19 protein-coding genes are annotated in these 21991 nt (G+C 65.7%); 9 read left to right on the top strand and 10 right to left on the bottom strand.

All coding sequences use genetic code 11. The annotated features are described in order from the left end of the window. From OHA70_RS17705 to OHA70_RS17690, 4 genes are read right to left on the bottom strand one after another with little or no spacing between them, the layout of a single operon-like run. Positions 1–1248: an MFS transporter gene (locus OHA70_RS17705; protein WP_328333882.1), complete on the bottom strand. Its 1248-nt coding sequence runs from the start codon at positions 1246–1248 to the stop codon at positions 1–3. Further along, positions 1245–2612 (bottom strand): GH1 family beta-glucosidase, encoded by a 1368-nt coding sequence (locus tag OHA70_RS17700; protein WP_328333880.1) that lies wholly within the window; start codon positions 2610–2612, stop codon positions 1245–1247. Before OHA70_RS17700 ends, OHA70_RS17705 begins: the two co-directional genes overlap by 4 nt. Beyond that, a complete protein-coding gene (locus OHA70_RS17695; protein WP_328333878.1) occupies positions 2602–3153 on the bottom strand; it encodes a YbjQ family protein in 552 nt (183 codons plus the stop codon). The genes OHA70_RS17700 and OHA70_RS17695 overlap by 11 nt, the downstream gene beginning before the upstream one ends. Before the next feature lie 7 nt (positions 3154–3160). Next, complete coding sequence (locus OHA70_RS17690; protein ID WP_328333876.1) at positions 3161–6358, bottom strand: penicillin acylase family protein; 3198 nt, start codon at positions 6356–6358, stop codon at positions 3161–3163. Between the two features lie 117 nt (positions 6359–6475). Here OHA70_RS17690 and OHA70_RS17685 point away from each other — a divergent pair, with 117 nt between their 5' ends. Further along, positions 6476–7066: a TetR/AcrR family transcriptional regulator gene (locus tag OHA70_RS17685; RefSeq protein ID WP_328333874.1), complete on the top strand. Its 591-nt coding sequence runs from the start codon at positions 6476–6478 to the stop codon at positions 7064–7066. Here the strand turns inward: OHA70_RS17685 and OHA70_RS17680 are convergent. Next, positions 7063–7986, bottom strand: coding sequence for a neutral zinc metallopeptidase (locus OHA70_RS17680; protein WP_328333872.1), 924 nt, complete (start codon positions 7984–7986; stop codon positions 7063–7065). The genes OHA70_RS17685 and OHA70_RS17680 overlap by 4 nt on opposite strands. Positions 7987–8086: 100 nt before the next feature. Between OHA70_RS17680 and OHA70_RS17675 the strand changes: the two genes are divergently transcribed. Then, positions 8087–9202 carry an aminotransferase class V-fold PLP-dependent enzyme gene (locus tag OHA70_RS17675; RefSeq protein WP_328333870.1) on the top strand — a complete coding sequence of 372 codons (1116 nt, stop codon included), beginning with the start codon at positions 8087–8089 and terminating at the stop codon, positions 9200–9202. A gap of 52 nt (positions 9203–9254) precedes the next feature. On the opposite strand, the gene OHA70_RS17670 is transcribed toward OHA70_RS17675, so the two are convergent. Together OHA70_RS17670 and OHA70_RS17665 are read right to left on the bottom strand one after the other, a co-directional pair. Next, complete coding sequence (locus tag OHA70_RS17670) at positions 9255–11210, bottom strand: DEAD/DEAH box helicase (protein ID WP_328333869.1); 1956 nt, start codon at positions 11208–11210, stop codon at positions 9255–9257. Between the two features lie 251 nt (positions 11211–11461). Beyond that, positions 11462–11803, bottom strand: a complete 342-nt coding sequence (locus OHA70_RS17665; protein ID WP_328333867.1) for a hypothetical protein — start codon at positions 11801–11803, stop codon at positions 11462–11464. 79 nt (positions 11804–11882) lie between these two features. Between OHA70_RS17665 and OHA70_RS17660 the strand changes: the two genes are divergently transcribed. The 4 genes from OHA70_RS17660 (at position 11883) to OHA70_RS17645 (ending at position 15065) form a co-directional block, all read left to right on the top strand. Further along, complete coding sequence (locus OHA70_RS17660) at positions 11883–12500, top strand: TetR/AcrR family transcriptional regulator (protein ID WP_328333865.1); 618 nt, start codon at positions 11883–11885, stop codon at positions 12498–12500. A gap of 47 nt (positions 12501–12547) precedes the next feature. Further along, positions 12548–13024, top strand: coding sequence for a redox-sensitive transcriptional activator SoxR (soxR, locus tag OHA70_RS17655; protein WP_328333863.1), 477 nt, complete (start codon positions 12548–12550; stop codon positions 13022–13024). A gap of 153 nt (positions 13025–13177) precedes the next feature. After that, positions 13178–13849 carry a snapalysin gene (snpA, locus tag OHA70_RS17650; RefSeq protein WP_328333861.1) on the top strand — a complete coding sequence of 224 codons (672 nt, stop codon included), beginning with the start codon at positions 13178–13180 and terminating at the stop codon, positions 13847–13849. Between the two features lie 325 nt (positions 13850–14174). Beyond that, the gene (locus OHA70_RS17645) at positions 14175–15065 is read left to right on the top strand and encodes a helix-turn-helix domain-containing protein (protein ID WP_328333859.1); all 891 of its coding nucleotides are present in this window, start codon (positions 14175–14177) and stop codon (positions 15063–15065) included. A 269-nt stretch (positions 15066–15334) separates the two neighbouring features. Here OHA70_RS17645 and OHA70_RS17640 read toward each other — a convergent pair whose 3' ends face one another. Beyond that, positions 15335–15979, bottom strand: coding sequence for a hypothetical protein (locus OHA70_RS17640; protein WP_328333857.1), 645 nt, complete (start codon positions 15977–15979; stop codon positions 15335–15337). Positions 15980–16270: 291 nt separating this feature from the next. Between OHA70_RS17640 and OHA70_RS17635 the strand changes: the two genes are divergently transcribed. Then, positions 16271–17167, top strand: coding sequence for a helix-turn-helix domain-containing protein (locus OHA70_RS17635; RefSeq protein WP_328333855.1), 897 nt, complete (start codon positions 16271–16273; stop codon positions 17165–17167). 182 nt (positions 17168–17349) lie between these two features. Then, entirely contained in the window at positions 17350–17688 is a 339-nt protein-coding gene (locus tag OHA70_RS17630) for a DUF397 domain-containing protein (RefSeq protein ID WP_328333853.1), read from the top strand. A gap of 911 nt (positions 17689–18599) precedes the next feature. Here OHA70_RS17630 and OHA70_RS17625 read toward each other — a convergent pair. After that, the gene (locus OHA70_RS17625; protein ID WP_328333851.1) at positions 18600–19622 is read right to left on the bottom strand and encodes a LacI family DNA-binding transcriptional regulator; all 1023 of its coding nucleotides are present in this window, start codon (positions 19620–19622) and stop codon (positions 18600–18602) included. Between the two features lie 223 nt (positions 19623–19845). Between OHA70_RS17625 and OHA70_RS17620 the strand changes: the two genes are divergently transcribed. After that, a complete protein-coding gene (locus OHA70_RS17620; protein WP_328333849.1) occupies positions 19846–20925 on the top strand; it encodes an ABC transporter ATP-binding protein in 1080 nt (359 codons plus the stop codon). A gap of 48 nt (positions 20926–20973) precedes the next feature. Here OHA70_RS17620 and OHA70_RS17615 read toward each other — a convergent pair whose 3' ends face one another. Further along, complete coding sequence (locus OHA70_RS17615) at positions 20974–21981, bottom strand: glycosyltransferase family 2 protein (RefSeq protein WP_328333847.1); 1008 nt, start codon at positions 21979–21981, stop codon at positions 20974–20976. Positions 21982–21991: the final 10 nt, after the last annotated feature.

Here is a 21991-nt window from a genome sequence, read left to right as displayed (position 1 = left end):
CTAGGCGACCGACCGAACCTTCCTCACCAGTACTGCGCCCGCGAGAGTGACGGCCGCGGCCAAGGTGTAGAGGACCGGGTAGCCCCCGAGGACCTTGACGACGGGCGCCGCGATGGCCGGGGCGATCACCTGAGGCAGCGAGTTGGCGATGTTGATGACGCCGAGGTCCTTGGCACGATCACGAGCACTCGGCAGGACCTCGGTGAGCAGGGCGAAGTCGACGGACAAGTAGACCCCGAAGCCGATCCCGAGCACCACCGCGCCGGCGATGGCGGCGATCCACGTGGGCCAGATCGCGAGCACCAGGGCGCCGGCCGCCATCACGACGCCGGCCCAGGTGACGAACACCTTGCGCTTGCCCGTCCGGTCTGACCAACTGCCGGACCAGACGGCGGTGAGGATCGTGCAGAGGCTGTAGACGGCGGTGAGAATGAGAACGCCGGAATCCGGGTCGCCGTACTCGACCGCGTCCTGGAGGTAGAAGAACAGGTAGAGCGTGCCGAGCGCATTGCCCACGTTGAGCAGGAAGCGGGTCAGCCAGGCCCAGCCGAAGTCCGGGTACTTCCGTGGGCTGATCCAGAAGCTCTTCAGGAACTCCCGCCAGACCAGCGGCTCCTTCGACGGCAGGCGCTGGTCACCGCTGGCCACCACGTACGGAACCACCGACAACAGCAAGAAGACAGCGCAGGCGAGGTAGCCGACGGTGATCCCGCCGACGACGGTGGCGAGCCCCACGCCGATGAGGGCGCCGATCGTCTGCGCCAGCGCGACCCAGCCGCCGACCACACCGCGCTGAACCTTCGGTACCCGATCCGGTACTGCGGCGGTGATGGCCGCCAGCAACGCATTGCAGAACAGTTGCACCAGGCACCAACCGACCACCATCACCGCGACGGCCGACGCCCCGGAGAGCACCAGCAGGCCGGCCGCGCCACCCAATGCGCCACCAAGCACCCAAGGCACCCGCCGCCCGAACCTCGACGCCGTCCGATCCGAGACAGCACCAGCGACCGGGTTGGCGACGACGGAGACCGCCGCCCCGATCCCGGTCACCAACCCGAACACGAACTCCTTGTTGCCAGGAGCAATCACATCCGACTGCTTGGCCAGCAACACCTGGATCGGTCCGAGAAAGGCGGCGAAGACACCCACGTTGGCGAGCACAACCGCAGCCGTCCAGCGTCCCCGAACAGGAACCGACGGCTCAGCAAGTGCGGGGATGGAGGTGGCAGCTGGCTGGTGGGTCATGGGCGCTGCTTGGCGATCAGGTCGCGGTACCAGTGGTACGAGGCCTTGGGGGTGCGTTCGAGGGTTTCGTAGTCGACGTGGATGAGGCCGAAGCGCTGGGTGTAGCCGACGGACCATTCGAAGTTGTCGAGCAGCGACCACTGGAAGTAACCGCGGACGTCCACCCCGTCGCCGATCGCCGACTTCAGTGACCGCAGATACGCATCCAGGTAGTCGATCCGGCGTTGGTCGTTCACCACGCCGTCGACCGGGCCGTCGTTGATCGCGCACCCGTTCTCGGTGATGTAGATCGGCGGCAGCTTGTCGCCGTACCGGGTCTGGAAAGTGCGCAGGATCTCGCCGAACGCATCCGGCACGATCGGCCAGCCGAAGTCGGTCTTCTCGACGCCTTCGAACGCCCGCGGCTCGAACGGCAGCCCCTCGGGAATCGGGATGCCGTCGGTCGCGGCGATGTCCGGGTTCCCGGTCGGCGCGCCGACCCGCGCCGGCGCGTAGTGGTTCAGCCCGAACCAGTCGATCGGCGTCGAGATGATCTTCAGGTCCTCGGCGACCGGCCCCGGCATCCCGTCGCCGATCCCGTTCGGGTACTCCCCCAGCAGGATCGGGTCGACGAACATCCAGTTGATCAGGTTGTCGTACAGCCCGGCCGCCTCGACATCCTCGGCACTGTCACTGGCCGGATAGGTCGGCGAGTGGTTGGACGCGATCCCGATGTTCGACGCGCCACCCGCCCGCAGAGCCTGTACTGCGCGCCCATGCGCCAACAGTTGATGATGCGCGACCGGCAACGCCTCGAACCCCAACTGCTTGCCCGGCGCATGCCCGCCCACGGCGTACCCGATCAGCGTCAGCACCATCGGCTCGTTGATCGTCATCCACATCGGCACCCGGTCCGAGAACCGCTCGGCCAGGATCTTCGCGTAGTCGGCGAACCGATAGGTGATGTCCCGGTTCAGCCAGCCGCCCGCATCCTCCAGCTCCTGCGGCGTATCCCAATGAAACAAGGTGGGAGCCGGCTTGATGCCAGCAGCAAGCAACGAGTCGATCAGCCGGTCGTAGAAGTCCAGCCCGGCGCCGTTCGCGAGCCCCTTGCCGGTCGGCTGCACCCGCGGCCACGAGAACGAGAACCGGTAGACGTCGACCCCGAGCTCCTTCATCAACCCGACGTCCTCGGCGTACCGGTGGTAGTGGTCGCACGCGACCTCCCCGGTGTCGCCGTTCGCGATCCGCCCCGGCTCGGCGCAGAAGGTGTCCCAGGTCGAGGGCCCGCGACCGTCTTCGGTCACGGCCCCTTCGATCTGGTACGCCGAGGTCGACACGCCCCACAGGAAATCGGGGCCGAAGGCAAGCGGCTCAGCTGTCATTGGCATCCTTGTCGTCGTCGACCGCGTCCTGCGGCCTGGGCTTGTCCACCGGCCTGACGATGACGGCCGTCCCGTAGGCCGCCACCTCGCTCATCGTCTGGGCGATCTCGTTGCAGTCGAACCGCATCGCCAGGATCGCGTTCGCGCCCATCTGGTGCGCCATCTGGCACATCCGCATCACCGCGACGTGCCGCGACTCGGCCAGCATCTGGGTGTACTCCGGCACTTCACCGCCACCCAGCGACCGGAAGCTGGCGGTGAAGTTCGACCCGAAGTCGCGACTCCGCACGGTCAGCCCGAACACCTCGCCGAACACCATCTCCGCGGTGTAGCCCGGCAGGTCGTTCATCGTCGAGACGAGCACCGGGTACGGCGATCCCTGCGGCGCCACATGCGGCACGTTCTGCTGCTGCGGCGGCGGCTGATACCCGTACTGCTGCGGCGGGGGTCCCTGCTGGTAACCGGGCGGCGGTCCCTGCTGGTACCCCTGCTGCTGCGGCGGGTAGGGCTGGTTCGGGTTCGGTGGGAAGTTCTGATTCATGGCGTAATCATTGCCTGAAGACTTGCAGCTCATAAAGCGAGTACCCGTACGAAGTCGCCCGGCGTGTCCCGGTCATCCGCACGTACCGTGCCGTCACCGGGGCGAACCGCGCCACGTCCTCCCCACCGTTGCCGGTGGTCGTCGCGTAGACCTGCTGCCAGTTCACGTTGTCCCGCGACACCTCGAGCTTGTACGCCGACCCGTACGCGGCCTCCCACTGCAACACCACCCGGCCAACCGGCTTGTCACTCCCGAGATCCACCTTCAACCACTGCGGATCAGACCAGTCGCTCGCCCACCGAGTCCCCAAAGCACCATCCACAGCATTGGCCGGCGGCGAGTTGAACACCCCACGCTCGTAGCTGCTCGCGGTAGCGGTCTTCCCCACCGCCTGGTTGCTGACGTCATCCCCACGCCTCGCCGGGAACTCGATGACCTGCTGGTACGTCGGCCGGTTGACCCACGCCATCCGGTCCTGCGTGATGCCACCCATCGGCTGATGCACGATCTGATCCGCACAGAACTGATCCCCTGCGGCACAGTCACCAGTCGCCGGATACGTCGTCGTCGCCGGTACCTTCGTAGCCGCGAGCAAGGAGTCGGACAGCACCGTCCGGCAAGCCGCCAGCGAACCGGCGCCGCAGAACGTCACCGGCTGAGCCGTCTTCACCTGATCGCCGAGCACCTTGCGCAGATCCCGTTGAACGAAACCCCACCACCCGTTCTGGAAAGCGGATCCTTGCGCACTCGGCCGCTCGTCGATCTTCTGGGTATGCACGAGCGCGTTGTACAGATCAGGCCCGAGCCCCTGGAACTCGGCCGGCACGAGGATCGGCCACCAGGCATCGAGGATCCGGATCGCGTCGGCGTGGTCATACGTCTTGGACGCTTCATTCGGCGTCTTGCGATGCGCACCCGCCGCCCTCCACGCCTCCAGCTTGGCCACTGCATCGGCCACCGCCGGATCCGTGATCGGCGCGCTCTTCAGCACCCTGAGCAGATACGGCAGGACCTGGTCGCCACGCAGATCGACCGTGGCGGCGTCCTCCATCGCCTCGACCAGCTTGCCCCGGGTGAACTTCTGCCCGGACCCGATCACAGCCTTGATCCGATCATCGAGCGGCTGACTCCGGTACACGGAGTTGTAGCCGAAGTTCCCGTCGGAGGCCGAGAATCCTGGTGCCTGCTTGTTGTTCCAGCTGGTCAGGTAGTCCTGGTTGACGACCTGCGGATGCTGAGCGGCCGGCGTGTAGGTCGCCCGGTTGGTGTCCGGGTTCCAGCCCTGCCACTCGTACGAGCTCCAGGTCGGCAGGTTCGGGTCGGCGCCGGCAGCGCGGACGGGGTTGTCGCCGGAGTTGAAGTACGCGATGTCGGTCTTGTCCGTGTAGAACCAGTTGAAGGTGTAGCCGATGTTCGCGGCCGCATTCTTGAAGTCGGCGGACGAGTGGATCTGATCCGGGTCGTTGAGCAACATGAACCCGAGCGCCGACCCCGCCTCGTTCCCGTACGTCGAGCGGTTGCTGGTGAACAGTACGGGCTTCCCCGCCACCGTGCCCCGATGCGTCACGATCCCGTACTTCGTCCGCTGGGCGACCAGCGTGTAGGAACCGGCCGGCTCCGACGACCCCAGACTCGAGTACCACGCGTTGTGCCGTTCGAGCTTCTCGATCGGCGTGCATTGGCCCCGGAAGACGTAGTGGGTCGAGGTCTTGCTCGGCGTACTCCCATCGGGTTCGCAGAGCGGTACGGCGTACGTGTCGGTGATGTCCTGACCGGCCGACGTGGCGCTCCACGAGTAGTCGGCGCCGCGGCCGATCAGCGTGTAGAAGTTGATGCCGGCGAAGGCGACACCGCGCGAGCTGATGCCGGGACCCTGAAGCTCCTGGCGCATCAGGAGTTGCGGGGCGAAGTACGAGGTCTGCGGGCCGTAGACGGCGACCGGGTTGCCGCTCTGCGTGTACTGGCCGGAGACCATCAGCGCGTTCGACATGCCCTTCGGACCGAAGCCCTCGGGGAAGACGCCACCGTCGAAGATGCCCTTCAACGCCTGCTTGCTCTGCGCTTTGTTAGGCGGCTTGACGCCCGTGCTGCTCTTGGGTTTCGCGAGTGCTTTGGATGCCGATCCCGTCTGGTCCACGACCTCCGGCTCCGGCGTCACCGACCCGCGATCCGGCATCGCGCGGCCGGCCGGGTTCGCGCCGACAACCCCATAGGGGAAGGAGGTTCCGTTGTGCACGGTCGTGTTCGCCTCGGGGTCGTTCTGGGAGCGGAACGACTCCCAGACTTTGGTGCCCTGGGCAACTCCGTACTTCGCTTGTGCCTCCAGCAACGCCAGCGCCGACGCCATCTCGCCGCCACCGCCGTTGCCGAAGATGCCGGCCACGACGGCGGCCGTGGCGACCACGTCGGTCACCTTCCACGGTTGCGGCGTCGGCAGCCCGAGCGCGACGTACTCACCTGGATAGGCGATGCCGACCGTGTTGATGTAGTAGTTGACGCCGTCGACCCAGGCCTGGATGTCCTTCTGCATCTTCAGCCCGTTGGCGCCGTATAGATCGTCGGCGTCGTCGAACTGCTTCTGCAGATCGGCCTCGTTGTACGGCGCGGTCCGCCAGAACTCCTGCTCGAACGCCCGGTTCGCCGCCGCGCCGCCCGCGAACGGGGTCAGCTGGCCGCGGCCGAGATGCCGGAACACGTCCATCACGAAGAGCCGGTCCTGCGCACCGGCGTACCCGGCGCCGAACATCGTGCCCTCGCGGGTGGTGCCGGTGATGTGCGGGATGCCGCGGGACTTGTCGCGCACGATCGTCACGTCGGCCCGCGGTTTGAAGGTGGACGCGACGTCACCAGGCGCCACGCCGAAGGAGGAGTCGTCGTAGTACGGATCGAGTCCGTCGTCGGTGATGCCCTGGGAGTTCCACACCAGTCGCTCGTATGGCTTGACCGTGTCACTGAAGTGCGCGGGCCTGGTCCCGAACCCCTTGAACAGAAGGAGATCCGTGAAGGTCGCGTTACCGTTCTGTCCGGGTGGGACGATGTCGGCACACTGGCCGGCGCAGTAATCGACCGGCGCGGCAGCAGCGGCGGCCGCGGGTCTTGCCTGACTGGTGCTGGACAGTCCAGCGGCCAGTACTGCGCTCACGGCGAGCGCGGCAGTCGCAGTACGGACAACACGGGCGAGCGGAGTGGGGCGGGGGCGCGTCACTGGTCCTCCCTGGGGGTGGTCGTCAAAAACTGAGAATGACTCACGAGTAGCATCAGGTCAAGAGTCTTGGACACTTGACCTACTCCACGTACCGTGAGAGCGACCGAAGGGAGTCCGATGGCTCGGGTACCAGCTGAGGAACGACGCGCCGACCTCGTCCAGGCCGCGATCCAGGTCGCCACCAGGGAAGGTCTGGCGGCCACCACCACGCGCCGGATCGCGCAGGAGCTCGGCATCTCGGTCGGCATCGTGCACTACTGCTTCCGCTCGAAGGAAGAGCTGCTGCACGAGGTGATCCGGGTGATCGCGGAAGCCCAGTTAGTGGCAGCGCGCGCGGCGATCGTTCCCGGGGGCGACGTGGCCACCAGCGTACGGAACGCGTTTCTCGGCTTCTGGCAGTTGGTCGAGGCGACGCCGCAGGCGCAACTGCTGACCTATGAGCTGACTTCCTGGGCGTTGCGCAACGCGGAGACTGAGCCGCTGGCGAAGGAGCAACGCGCGAGCCAGTTGGCCGGTATCGAGGCGATCCTCGCGGACATCTCGGCGGCGACCGGTTGCGAGTGGAAGCTCCCGGCGCAACAGCTCGCCCGGATGACGCTGGCCATCACCGATGGCGTGACGCTCGGCTGGCTCGCGGACCGGGACACGGCCTCCGCAGTACAGACTCTTGAGATGTTCGCCGATCAGTTGCTGGGGTTGGCGGTCTAGGAGACGGCGGTCTGCTTGGCCGTGAAGGTGTTGCAGGCGGCGGGGTCGGCGGCGGCGAAACCGGCCCGCGACCAGCGGCTGTGGTTGGTCTTGTTGCCGTGCGTGCGCTTCGGGTTCCACTCGTCGCCGCGGTTGCGGACGGTCCAATTCCACTTCAGCAGCCAGGAGCCGCGGGCGGGGAAGTACTGCTTGTCGGCACCCAGGTAGACCCCGCTCAGGCAGGACGCCTGCAGTTCGCGCCGGCGACTCTCGAGCAGTTGCATGGCGGTGCTGCTGAGGACCATTTCGCGTTCGTGCGACGCCTGCAGGATGCCGGTCATCGCCTGGACGTGATGCCCGTACTCATGCGCGATCAGGAACGCCATCGTCGTCCTGGTCCACAGCGGGTCGTAAGTCGCCTGGTTCTTCAGGTCGTAGTCGGCGCTCATGTAGATGGTGCCGTCGCAGTAGACGGCGGTGCTGGTCAGATCGCAGAAGGTGTTGGTCGAGCGGCCGGCGTACACGACCAGCTTGGGCGCCCAGAACCGGTAGCCCGCTTCGCGAACGACCGGAGCCCACGCCTTGTTGAGACAGCCGAGGAACTGCGTGTAGTAGAGCTTCACCTTGGCCAGCGACGTCGCCCTGACCGTCGGCTCCTTGCACTTCGAGGCAGGGATCCGGCCGACCTTGTACAGCTTGTTCTGCAGGACGAGCGCTTTGTTCTGATTGGGCGGCGGCGCGGCGGTCGGCCCGGTCGGCTCAGCAGTCTCCGGTACGCCGGACGGCGCGGCCGGCGCCAGCGGAGTACGGACCGTGGACAGGACCCGGCCCGGCTGGTCGTCGTCGGCACCAGACATCCGGACCGCCGTCACCCCGGCGGCCGCGACCAGACCGACTGCGGCACAGACCAGTACTGAGCGTCCCCACCGGCTCTCCCCCATCGCCCGACCATAACCTGCCCGTGGCCTGAAGTCAGGTCGCAACTTTTAGTGACGAAGGCATGGCAGATCGATGCTGTCAGCCACTATGGTGATTCGCACCATGGGCACACATGAGCGGCATCGGTTGACCGAGGTCATCAACGCCAGGGGAACGTACACACCGCTCGGGGTCTCCCGGAGCTCGGCCGGCGTGGCCGCTGCCGTCGCGGAGGCGCTTCCCGAGTTCTTCGTGATGGACGAGCTCGCCGACCGGGCCAGCGAGGCCCTCGCCCACGCGACCGGCGCCCAGGCCGGCGCGGTCACGCACTGTACGTCGGCCGCTATCACCCTGTGCGTCGCCGCCGCGATGGCCGGTACCGATCCCGAGCGGATCGCCGCATTGCCCGACACGAGCGACATGCACAACCGGGTCGTACTGCCGGCCGGCCATGTGGTCAGCTACGGCCAGTCGATCTCGCAGGCCGTGCGATTGGCGGGAGCCAGTGTCACCGTCGCGGGGGACGAAAACCGTTGCAGCATTGACGATTTGGACGATGAACTGGCCGGTCCGGACGTCGCGTGCTTGCTGCTGGTGTCGTCCCGACTCGTCACTGGCGAACCGGTCGACCTGGCTGCCGCAGTACGGGCTGCGCACCGTCGAGGCGTGCCCGCGATCATCGATGGCGCGGCGCAGTTCCCCCGGACCGCGGACCTGCTCGCGACGGGGGCGGACGCCGTACTGGTCAGCGCGCAGAAGTATCTGGCTGCGCCGACCGCTGGTCTGGTCGTCGGGACGCATCGGCTCGTGCGGGCGGTTCGCGCGCAGGAGAAGGGGATCGGGCGCGGGATGAAGCCGACGAAGGAAGCGACAGTCGGGGTGCTCGCGGCGCTGGAGGAATGGCACGCGATGGATCGGGCCAAGTGGGAGGCTGATCAGGCTGCCAAGGTGAGCTCGTTCGTGGGTGCAGCCAATGAGCTGCCTGGGTTGGCTGCCGAAGTACTGGCTGATCCCACTGGCCTGCCGTTGTCGCGGGTGCTCTTGACCGTCTCCGGCGGAATCGATGCCACAACGCTGGCCGCCGAGCTCGAGCACGGGACGCCGGCGATCTACGTCAGTACAGCTCAGAGCCTGGAAGGTCAGCTCATCCTCGAGCTGGTTCCGCTCGACTCCGATGACCTGGAGATCATCCTGACCCGGCTGGCCATGGAGCTGCAGGCAACAGAGAAGGCAGACTAAGCAACAAAAACCCCGGCGACCTTTCGGCCACCGGGGTTTGTTGTCTGCTTACTTAGCGCTGGAACGAACGTCCGCTACCGGAGCGCTCGGGACGACGGCTTCCGCCGTTGCCGCCGCGACCCTGGTAGCCACCGCCACCGCCACCGAAGCGCTTGCCACCCTTGTTGAAGCCGCCGCTACCGCGGACCGGCTTCGGGGCGGGGAGCTTGACCGGGAAGCCCGACGGCTTGGTGCCACCGGTCAGCTCGGTCATCAGGCCGTCACCCGGACGGGCGCGGACCGGCTCGGCCTCGACACCGGCCGACTCGGCCATCCGCATCATGCCCCGACGCTGGTGCGGCAGGAGCAGCGTGACGACGGCGCCCTTGCCACCGGCGCGCGCGGTACGACCGGCGCGGTGCAGGTAGTCCTTGTGCTCGGCCGGCGGGTCAGCCTGAACGACCAGGCCGACGTCGTCGACGTGGATACCGCGAGCCGCGACATCCGTTGCCACCAGCACCGGTACCGAACCGTCCTTGAACTGGTCCAGGGTGCGGTTGCGCGCGCCCTGGGTCAGGCCACCGTGCAGCGCCGCGGCCATCACGCCACGGTCGCGCAGCTGGGTGGCGACGCGGTCGGCGCCCAGCTTGGTGCGGACGAAGACGATGGTGCGGCCGTCGCGGCTGGCCAGCTCGGCCGTCAGCGACTGCTTGTGACCCGGCTCGATGACGAGCAGGTGGTGCTCCATCGTGGAGACCGTGGCCTGGCCGGACTCGGTCGAGTGCGTGACCGGGTCCTTCAGGTAGGTCTTCACGATCTTGTCGACGTCGTTGTCCAGCGTCGCCGAGAACAGCAGCCGCTGGCCTTCCTTCGGGGTCATGTCCAGCAGCGTGGTGACGGCCGGCATGAAGCCCATGTCGCACATGTGGTCGGCCTCGTCGAGGACCGCGACCTCCACCGCGCCCAGGTCGGCAGCGCCCTGCTCACACAGGTCGATCAGCCGGCCGGGGGTGGCGATCAGCAGGTCGACGCCGCGACGCAGCGACTCGATCTGCTTCGGGTAGGGCAGACCGCCCGCGATCAGCTTGATCGAGACACCCATCACGTGGGCGAGCGGCTCGAGCGCGTCGTGCACCTGCATGGCGAGCTCGCGGGTCGGTACCAGCACCATGCCGCGCGGACGGCGCGACTCGGTGTGGCCACCGGCCAGCCGCATCAGCGTCGGCAGGCCGAACCCGAGGGTCTTGCCGGAGCCGGTCTGACCGCGACCGAGCACGTCCTTGCCGGCCATCGCGTCCGGGATGGTCGCTTCCTGGATCGGGAACGGCTGGGTGATGCCGTCCTTGGCCATCCGCTGCACCAGCCGCGGCGCGAGCCCGAGGGCCGCGAAGCCATTGCCCTCGGCAACCTCGCCGAGGTCCTCCATCGGGTCGAACTTGCGCTCGGGGCGGTCGTACGCCCGGTCGGCGCGGTCATAGTTGCGGGCCGGACGGTCGCGGTCGAAACCACGGTTGTCCCGCTCGCCACGGTCGAAGCTGCGCGCGGGACGCTCGTCCCGGTTGAAGCTGCGCGCCGGACGGTCGTCGTTGCTCCGTACGGGCCGGTCGTCACGGTTGAACGTGCGGGCCGGGCGGTCGTCGGTACGGGCCGGACGGTCGCGGTCGAAGCCACGTCTGTCACGGTCGTTGCTGCGGAAGGCCGGCTTGTCCGAGGAGCCCTGGTAGCTGCTTTTCGGGTACGACGAGGTGCTCCGGTTCGGAGTCCGCTCGGCTGCGCGGTAGCCCTTGACCGGGGCGTCCCGACGCTCGCCGCGGCTGCCGCGGTCGGAGTACTGGGAGGGGCCGCCGCGACGCTCGGGAGCGGGGGCAACCTTCTCGACCCGGGCTGAGCTGCGCTCGGTACCGGGGGTGGTCGGTGCGTCCAGCTCAGCGGCCATCCGCTCGCCGTACGACTGGGTCTGGAACTTCTTGTGCCTCGGCTTCTTGGCGCCATCGGCGGGTACGAACTGGTCCTGGTCGTGCTGGGACACGCAATCTCTCTCTCAACGTCACGGACTGATGCCGGATCGGACCCGCACGCGAGCGCCGGCCAAAATCATTTGGCCGGACTGAACCGTGCTGGGCAGGAGATAGGCATCGACCTGCGGGTGCTATCGCGGATTGCACCCATGTCGCCGGTGGTCCATCAGCGGGATGCTGAAACCGACGGGTCGGAGCGCCTGGGAAATGCTCTGGTGACGCGACTCGCGCACCGACGCCTCCAAGCATACCCGAAACCAGCTCAGGCCTTGACCACGGCCGGTGACCGGCGGCTCAGCTTTGCGAAAGCAACGATCACCGCGATCGCCGCGAGGGAGATCACCGGGACGAAAACAGGATGCATATCCTTCGACAGACTCGGCGCGCGGTCAGGCCCGATCGCCCACAGGACAAGGGGAATCGCGTAGACGGCGGCGAGCAGAGCGGCCCAGGGTCGCAGCGATCGCAGGGCCTGGTTGCGGAGTGTGCCGGACACCACAAGGGCGACGGGGACGATGGCGAGCATCGCGAATTGGCCGACGACCAGGACGGGGACGGCGCAGGCGGAGATGAGGACCGACTTCGAGGTGCGGGCGGTGGTCATGACTGGCTCCTTGGGTTAACTTGCGTAACCTTACGGGCGTAACCTTACGGGTTGAGTAAACGCGTGTAAAGTGATCGGCATGACTGGCCGGGAGCGGAACAAGCGGGGGGAAGGCGCTCAGCTGCGGGAGGAGATCGTCGCGGCGGCCACGCGGTTGCTGGACGGTGGTACCGAGCAGAGCGTGACGTTGCGGGCGGTGGCTCGGGAGGCGGGGATCACGGCGCCGTCCATCTACTCGCACTTTGCGGACCGGGACTCGATCCTGCTGGCGGTCGCGCAGTTCGAGTTCGCCTCGCTGGAAGGGTCGCTGCGGGAGGCGGCTTTGGGGCTCGGCGATCCGGTCGAGCGGTTGCGGGCGGTCTGTGCGACGTACCTGGACTTCGCTGTGCGGTGGCCGGGGCGGTACCGGATCCTGTTCGGGGCGGCCTGGGATGCGCGGCAGTCGGTTGATCGGGTGCCGGCAATGGCGGAGGATCTCGAAGTGCTGGGGATGGGGGCTTTCGGCGTACTGGTCGAAGCTGTTGCTGATTGCGCCGCGGCGGGTCGGTCGGCAAGCACGGATCCGACCGCGGATGCGGCGGCGCTCTGGGTCGGGCTGCACGGTTTCGCGCAGCTGCAGACGGCCGCGTCGCTCTTTCCCTGGCCGGACGGGCTGTTGCGGACCATCACCGATCGGCTGGCACTGTTGCAGGACTGAGGCTCAAGTGTCCTTCAGCTCTTGTGTGGGCGATCTACTGTGAAGGTATGGCGGAAGACACCATTCCCAGCAAGGACCATTGGCTTTCGATCGGGGAGATCGCCCATCGATCGGGTGTCGCCGCCTCGGCCTTGCGGTTCTACGAGGACCAGGGGCTGATCGCCTCCCGACGGACCGCGGGGAACCAGCGACAGTACTTACGCAGTACGTTGCGGCGGATCGCCTTCGTCCAGGCCGCGCAACGCGTCGGCCTCGCGCTGGCCGAGATCAAGTCGGCCCTGGATTCGTTGCCTGACGACCGTACTCCGACCCGCGCCGACTGGAGCAAGTTGTCGAAGTCCTGGCGGACCCGGCTGGACGACCGGATCTCCGAGCTCGAGCGGCTGCGCGACGATCTCGACGGCTGTATCGGCTGTGGCTGCCTGAGCCTGCAGCGCTGCAACCTCTACAACAAGGCCGACCGGCTGGCCGAGCGTGGACCGGGTGCCCGCATTCTGAACGTCGGCATACCCGGCGAGTTATGACTGTCATACCGTCGGCGTCGGTGAACGAGGGTTAACCCCTTCCTTTCCGCCGATCTGGTGTGGAATTCCTGGATGCTTGGCAAGCTCCCGATCTGTAGCGATCAGTAATCCGCCGGTCGCTTTCCGCCACAGATCACGGAGTGAGGCCCTCCCATGTCGCATCGCCGTATCCTGACTTCCCTGGCCGGCCTGGCCGCAGCCGCGCTGGCCGTCCCCGCCTTCGCCGCCGGCCCAGCAGCCGCCGCCCCAGCACCCGAGCCGGCCCAGGCCAGCCACGTTTCGACGTACACCGGATCACCCCAGGACGAGGCCGCCACCAAGGCGTTCTACGACGCGGTGATGAAGTCGGTGAAGGCCAAGCAGGCCAAGTCCGGCAACAAGCTCGCCGCCGTCACCGTCACCTACGCGGTCGACGCCCCGAGCTTCGCCTCCCAGATCGCCGCGAGCACCTCGATCTGGAACTCCTCGGTCAGCAACGTGACCCTGGTAGAAGGCAGCAACTACGACTTCTACTACACCGAGGGCAACGACCCGCAGGGCTCGTACGCCTCAACCGACGGCCACGGCAGCGGCTACATCTTCCTCGACTACGCCCAGGCCCAGCAGTACGACCCAACCCGAATCACCGCCCACGAAACCGGCCACGTGCTCGGCCTCCCCGACCACTACTCAGGCCCCTGCTCCGAACTAATGTCCGGCGGCGGCCCCGGCCCCTCCTGCACCAACCCCAACCCCGACTCCACCGAACGCGCCCAGGTAAACAACCTCTGGGCCAACGGCCTAACCACCCTAGACACCAAGGCCCCGGTACACGTCTCCCGCTAACCCACCCCCACTGAGCCTCCGGCTCGGACCCGCCCGGCAGGGGACGGCTCCGAGCCGGAGTCCTACGTTCAGCCCCGGTTCCGGAAGAAAGCGCTCAAGCCTGTTCACAGAACGGGGTGGCGGCGCCGCCCTGGCACGTCGTCTCCCCCTCGGATCTGCCCCAGCATCGTTATGCGACTCACCATCATTAGTTGCCGAACACGCACAAGAGAAGGTCATGTCACAATTCAAGTAAGACCATCCAGCGAAAGGGAACAACGTTGTTTCCTTCGATATCGACGGCGACAGCACTTGAGTAGATCGATGCAGGGGCGAGGTGACCGGCGTGACCGAGGTCGGACCTGGGGGTGGCGCGGAGTTCGCGCGCGTTAAGCTGCGAGCGACGATTCGCAAATATCGAGCCAACGCCGGACTGACGCAGAAGGATGCGGCGTCGGAGCTTGGCTGGTCGGTCAGCAAGTTGTTGCGACTGGAGCAGGGGACCTCTGCGATCACGTCTCTTGACATGCGTGCCCTCATGTCTCTGTACGGCGTGACCGACCAAGAGGTGATCGATTCACAGGTCGAGATGGCGAGGCAGGCTCGCGGGCAGACGACCTACGAAGAGTTCAGCGACATCGCAACGCGTGAGTACCAAGAGCTCATGGGGTTGGAGAGGGCCGCGAAGGTCATCTACAAATACGAGCCTTCAGTGATCCCCGGCCTCTTCCAGACCGAGGACTACGCACGCCACCTGTCGCGTGCCCTGGACCTCGGTCCGGAGCGAATCGAACGCCAAGTGAAGCTGCGCATGTTGCGCCAGGCCAATGTGCTCGAGTCGACCCCCCGGCCAGAACTGAACTTCATCTTGGGTGAGCCGGCGCTCTGCCGGAAAATCGGCACCCACGAGATCGCGCTCGAACAGCTCAATCGCTTGCTCGAATTGGCGAGGGACAGCGACATCAGCTTGTCGGCTTTTCCACTGGCAGCCGGCGCCCATCCGCGGATGGGTACGGCATTCACGATCCTCCAGTTCGACGACGACCTACCTGACACGCTTTACCTCGAAGGTGCAAATGTAGAGACCATCAGCAACGACAACCCTGAAGACGTCCAGTACTACCGCAAGCTTTTCGCCGAGCTTCGCGAGAGGACAGATGACTTCCCACCGTTCGCAGAGCAACTCGGCGAGATCCGGCGTTACCGGTTCTCGCGGACCGAGCGAACGGCGGGCTAACTCGTCTCAAGACGAGTCACGCACAGATCCGGGGTTCGCCATCGAACTCCGGGCGAGTTGACGATCGGTCGGCTCAACTCCACTCGAAGCCGACCAAGCCTTTCTGAACGAGGAGCCACGTACCGCACAAGTCTCCGCCAGGAGGGCAGCAACGCCGACACCGATCTGCAGCGGCAGGCGCACCGCGTCGCCTGTAAATCGTCGTGGTGAGCAGCCTCTGGGCCTTCGGCTCGGCATCGTCCGACTGGGGGCGGCTCCGGGCCGTAGTCCTACTTTGCAGAACTACCGGAGGGCCCGCTCTCGGGCGGATCGGCCACCTTGTCATCCTGACGCGGCTTGGCGTTGTTCGGCGTCTGCACGGACCCAACCGCATTCTTCTTCCCGGCTCGTCGGCGGTAGCTGAGCACGCTGAATCCCATGGCCAGCATCGCGCCCGTGCCGCCGGCGCTTCCGAGCACGATGGTGACGTCCACACCTCCTGTGTGCACCCAGATGGCGTAAGCCGCTGACCCGATGCCGAGCACCGGAAGTAGGAAGATTCCGAGGTACGCCAGGACGGCATTCACGGTCATGTGTCGCGAACTCACGATGACCAACAGCGGGTGCTCGTGAGTGCGGATCAGTGGTTGACGACTCTGACGGTCCAGCTTGATCTGTTCTGCCTTGTCGCGAGCGCGCTGAAGTTCGGTCTGACGGGCAATCTCGTCCTGCTGGGCGCGGACGGCCTTTTTGGCCTGCCGGATCTCTTCACGGCATTCGATCCTGGACTTACGACGCGCTGTCCTGAGTGAACGGAACTCTTCGTCTGCTTCGTAGAGGCTGCGGACAAGAGCCCTCAAGCGTGATCCCGGGGTGCGCTCAGGAAGTGCAGCCGGCGCAGGAGCGACGCTGCCGTGTGGGGTGGCTTCTGACATGGTCGCCTCCCCTCGGGCCTACGCCCTATTCGGGTGCGCGGTTGGCTTCAGGAAGGCTGCCCCCAGCAGCGTTATGTGATCTCGAGAGGACGCTGAGTCGCCGCGCACCGGCTACGGTGGCCGCATCTCCATGCTAGCTCGCTTGATGCTATGTAGCACAAGACTGCATGGCACTAGACTAGGTCACAATTAGGGTATGAGCAGCTAGCGATGTGGCACTATGCTGTGCTCGCCGGACTTAGACTGCGGGCCGGGTTTGAGCAGATCGATGCAGGGGGCGAGGTGACCGGCGTGACCGAAGCAGTGCCAGGTGGTGGCGCGGAGTTCGCGCGCGTCAGGCTGCGGACGACGATTCGCAAGTACCGAGCCAGCGCCATGTTGACGCAGAAGGAAGTAGCGGGAGAGCTCGGTTGGTCGGTGAGCAAGTTGTTGCGACTGGAGCAGGGGGCATCTCCGATCACGCCTTCTGGCATCCGTGCGCTCATGTCTCTGTACGGGGTGACGGACCCAGCGGTGATCGAGTCACAGGTCGAGATGGCGAAGCAGGCTCGCGGGCCGATGATTTATGAAGCAATCAGCAGCGAGATCGCAACGCGCGAGTACCAAGAGCTCATGGGGTTGGAGACGGGCGCGAAGGTCATCTACAAGTACGAGCCGGCGGTGATTCCCGGCCTGTTTCAGACTGAGGATTACGCGAGCAACCTGTCGCAAGCTCTGAAACTCAGTCCGGAGCAGATCGAAGGCCAGGTGGAGTTGCGCATGTTGCGCCAGGCCAACGTGCTCGAGTCGACCCCTCGGCCGGAACTGAACTTCATCCTGGAGGAGGCCGCGCTCTGCCGAAAGATCGGCACCAACGAGGTCATGCTCGAGCAGCTCGACCACTTGCTCGAACGGGCGAAGGAAAGCGACATCAGTCTGTCGATGCTCCCGTTGGCAGCCGGCGCTCATCCGCGCATGGGCACCGCCTTCACGATCCTCCAGTTCGACGACGACGACCTGCCCGACACGCTGTACCGCGAAGGCGCCAATATCGAGACCATCAGCATCGATAAGCCTGACGAGGTTCAGTACTACCGCGAGCTTTTCGCCGAGCTTCACAAGAGGGCCGGCGATTTTCCGTCGTTCAGTGACCAACTCGTGGATATCCGGCGTCAACGGTTTTCACGGACTGAGCAGGAGGTGGACTGATGTCCGCCCCAGCCCAGCCGGGTTAGGAACCACGCACCATCAAAGCGTCAATCAAGGCGGTTACGACACGCCCGGCGCGAGCAGAGCAAGAAACGATCATGGCGGCGATGCCCGCGTAGTATCACCGGTTATTAGGTAGGGCATTGTCGATGGATTATGCAAACTTTCTAGGAGAAAACACGATGTCGCTTCACCCGCTGGTGTTCCGGAAGAGCAGCTTCAGCACCACCAGTGACTGCGTTCAGTGGGCTCACGCGATGGATGGCGTGTACGTCGGGGACAGCAAGGACGCCGAGGGGCTTACCTTTCGCGTTTCTTATCTCGAGTGGGATGAGTTCACAGCGGCTGTGCTGGCTGGGGACGCGGCGCCTGGACGCCTCACCCACGAGGCTGTAACGACTGACGTATCAGTCTTCTTGGCTGCCGATTCCGGGCTTGCGCTGAAGTTCAACGAGTCGGAGTGGGCCGCCTTCAAGGCGGCAATCGCTGCCGGGGAGGTCCATCAGCGTCACGCCAGCTGAGAGCCTGTCTACTTCAACGGCCATTGAGCCGCGGATCACGAGTGCTAGGCGGAAGAGGAACTTGGGGTGGCCGGTTGCGTGGCCTCGAACCTCTTCCGCCACACACCGCACGGGTGGCGAACCAACGGGATAACCCGCACCCGGCGGCCACCCGACTGTCCTGAAGCGCCAGACCAGCTCGACGAGTCGCGGCACCACACGCTTATTCGCATCCTCGCGGCTCAACGCCATAGATCGCTCGATGCGATGAGGTCTCTCCTGCCTCTGGCCCCCAACGCTGCCGACGGCAAGCTCAACTGAAGAGTCTCAACACGGGGCGCACTTGCTATCCACCGCTGACTGCAAGCGCGGCACCGCCTCGGCCACCCACGGAGCCGGCGCACCATTTCTTCTTGTTCTTGTTCTTTTGATCTCGTCTTGTTCTTATGTCCCGCGCTTGTCCGTGCCCTGGTTCTCGTTCGCACGCTCGCGGGCTCACCCGTGGGTCCCTGCGCGGCAGCGCCTTCTACGTTCCTGTTTTGACCGCTGAGCGGCGGCGCGGCACTCAGCCGACCACAGGTCGGGCGGCGCACTATTATCCTTGTTCTTTGCTCTTGTTCTTTGCTCTTGTTCTTTGCTCTTGTTCTTTGCTCTTGTTCTTTGCTCTTGTTCTTTGCTCTTTGCTCTTTGCTCTTTGCTCTTTGCTCTTTGCTCTTTGCTCTTTGCTCTTTGCTCTTTGCTCTTTGCTCTTGCTCTTGCTCTTGCTCTTTGCTCTTGCTCTTTGCTCTTGCTCTTTGCTCTTGCTCTTGCTCTTGCTCTTTGCTCTTGCTCTTTGCTCTTGCTCTTTGCTCTTGCTCTTTGCTCTTGCTCTTTCTCTTGCTCTTGCTCTTGCTCTTGCTGTTGTACTTGTTGTTGCTCTTGCGCTTCGCCTACTACTGGTGGTGGGGGCCGGTGGTGTTGCGGACTACTAGTTCTGGGCGGAAGAGGAACTCGGTGTGGGGGGTGGTGTGGCCGCGGACTTCTTCCAGGAGGGCTTGTACTGCGGCCAGGCCCATCGCTTGGACGGGTTGGCGGACCGTGGTCATCGGGGGGTCGGTGAACTCCATCATGGGGGCGTCGTCGTAGCCGACTACTGAGATGTCGGTGGGGACTGCGAGGCCGCGTTGGCGGGTGGCTCGGATTGCGCCTAGGGCCATCATGTCGGAGCCGCAGACGATCGCGCTGACGCCTGCGTCCAGGAGGCGTTGGGCTGCGGCTTGGCCGCCTTCTACGCCGAACATGCTGAGTTGGACGAGGTCACCCAGATCAGCATCGGTCAGGCCCAGTTGGGCTTTCATGGCGGTGCGGTAGCCGGCCAGCTTGCGTTGGACGACGATGAAGCGTTCAGGGCCGGAGGCGAAGCCGATGCGGCGGTGGCCTAGGGCAACCAAATGGGAGACGGCCAGCTCCATCGCGGCGTACTCGTCCGAGGACACGAATGGAGCCTCCACGCCGGGGAGCCAGCCGTTGACGAAGACGACGGGGAGATTGCGGTCGACCAGGGACTGGTAGCGGGCGTGGTCGGCGCCGGTGTCCGCGTGCAGGCCGGAGACGAAGATGATGCCGGAGACGCCGCGTTCGAGCAGCATCTCGACGTACTCCTCCTCGGTCGCGCCCGACGGGGACTGCGTGCACAGCACCGGGGTGAAGCCGCGTTGGGACAGCGCCGACTCGATCACCTGGGCGAAGGCAGGGAAGATCGGGTTGATCAGTTCCGGCATCACCAGCCCGATCAGGCCGGCCGAGCGGCGGCGCAGCCGGGTCGGGCGTTCGAAGCCGAGGACGTCGAGGGCGGTCAGTACCGCCTGTCTGGTCTCGTCCGCGACGCCCGGTTTGCCGTTCAGGACCCGGGACACCGTCGCCTCGCTGACGCCGGCCTTGACCGCGATGTCCGCCAGCCTCGCTCTACTGCTCACGGCGGCACCTTACCCACCGGTCAATCATCTTGCAGCAAGAAGCTGCAAGAAATTGCAGACCGGGTCTGCGCGGAAGTGTCCACCAAGTGAACAAACCGGACACGTCACACACCCTGCACCTTGTCAGGAGCTGGCCCGCAGGTGAGGATGGGCGCACCCCCGCCTGGGGGCCTTTACTCGGATCGTCCGGCACGTTCCTGCCGGTGAAGGAAGGTACACAGTCATGGCTACTGTCTCGTTCAAGGCGGCGACCCGGGTCTACCCCGGTTCTGAGACGCCCGCCGTCGACAAGCTCAACCTCGAGATCGAGGACGGCGAGTTCATGGTCCTCGTCGGCCCGTCCGGTTGCGGCAAGTCCACCTCGCTGCGGATGCTCGCGGGCCTCGAAGAGGTCAACGAGGGTTCCATCTACATCGGCGACCGCGATGTCACCCACCGCCCGCCGAAAGAGCGGGACATCGCGATGGTGTTCCAGAACTACGCCCTGTACCCGCACATGTCGGTCGCGGACAACATGGGCTTCGCGCTGAAGATGCAGGGTGTCTCCAAGGAGGACCGCGCCAAGCGGGTCCAGGAGGCCGCCAAGCTGCTCGGCCTCGAGGAGTACCTCGACCGCAAGCCGAAGGCACTCTCCGGTGGTCAGCGTCAGCGCGTCGCCATGGGCCGCGCCATCGTGCGTAACCCGCAGGTCTTCCTGATGGACGAGCCGCTGTCGAACCTCGACGCCAAGCTTCGGGTCCAGACCCGCACCCAGATCGCCGAGCTGCAGCAGCGTCTCGGCGTCACCACCGTCTACGTCACCCACGACCAGGTCGAGGCCATGACGATGGGCGACCGGGTCGCGGTGCTCAAGGACGGTCTGCTCCAGCAGGTCGACACCCCGCTGAACCTGTACGACAACCCGAAGAACCTGTTCGTGGCCGGCTTCATCGGCTCGCCCGCGATGAACCTGCTGACCGGCGACCTGGTCGACGGCGGCGTCAAGGTCGGCGACTACACGATCCCGGTCGAGCGCGCCATCCTGGCCAAGGCCGGCAACGACAAGACCGTGTCGATCGGCGTCCGCCCGGAGGCCTTCAAGGTCTCCGACAACGGCCTGCCGGTGAAGGTGGCCGTGATCGAGGAGCTCGGCGCTGACGCGTTCCTCTACGGCACCGCCGAGCACGACGGCAACCACCAGCAGATCGTGGCCAAGATCGGCGCCCGGATGAACGTCGAGAAGGGCTCGCTGATCCACCTCGAGGCGCAGACCGACAAGCTGCACCTGTTCTCGGCTTCGACCGAAGAGCGTCTCACCGCCTGACAGCAGCAACAGTAGAACGGCCCCGGGGTTCAACCCCGGGGCCGTTTTTCACTCTCGATCAAGCCGTACTTCGTCGGTACGGCTGTGCAGCCTGTACGTCGAAGTGCTCGCCCCACCCAGTACGACGCCGGGCGGGGTCAGGTTGCTCTCCTTGACCAGGTAATGCGGCCGCTGCTTGGACTCGTAGTAGATCCGCCCGATGTACTCGCCGATCACCCCGAGCATCACCATCTGCAACCCGCCCAGCCCGGTGATCGCCGCGATCAGCGTGACGTACCCCGGCATCTCCACGCCCTGCGTCGCCGCCACCACGATCACCCAGATCGCATAGAGGACCGCGACCGTGGTGAGCAGCATGCCGACGTAGATCGCCGCCCGCAGCGGCTTGTTGTTGAACGACAGCAGCCCGTCCAGCCCGTACTCGAACAGCTTGCGGAACGACCACCGGCTCCGCCCGCCGCCCTCGCGCTGGACGTTCTCGTACTCGAAGATGATCGAGTCGAACCCGATCCAGGCGAACAGCCCCTTGGAGAACCGGTTGTTCTCCTCCAGCTTCAGCAGCCCGTCGACCGCGCGCCGCGAGATCAGCCGGAAGTCGCCGACACCGTCCATCAGTTCGACGTCCGCCCAGCGATTGATCAGCCAGTAATACGATCGGGCGAGCAGCGTCCTGGTCGCCGGATCGCCGGCCCTGGTACGCCGCGCGATCACCTGGTCGAAACCCTTGGTGTGCAGCTCGAGCATCCGCCCGATCAGCTCCGGCGGGTGCTGCAGATCCGCGTCCATCAGGATCACCGCGTCGCCGCCGGCGTGCCGCAGCCCGGCCAGCATCGCGGCCTCCTTGCCGAAGTTCCGGCTGAAGGACAGGTACCGCACAGCCGGGTCGGCCGTCGCGATCTCGATCACCGCGTCGAGCGTGCCGTCCTTGCTGCCGTCGTCGACGTAGATGATCTCGTACGGTTCGTGGGTCCCCGTCAGCTCCCGGCTGACGGCCTCGTGGAACCGGGCGATCACGTCGGCCTCGTTGAAACAGGGAACCACCAGCGTCAACCGCATTGCACTCCAG

The sequence above is a fragment of the Kribbella sp. NBC_00382 genome (assembly GCF_036067295.1).
In the GTDB taxonomy this organism is placed as follows: Bacteria; Actinomycetota; Actinomycetes; order Propionibacteriales; family Kribbellaceae; genus Kribbella.
This window is presented reverse-complemented; position numbering and strand designations above follow the sequence as displayed.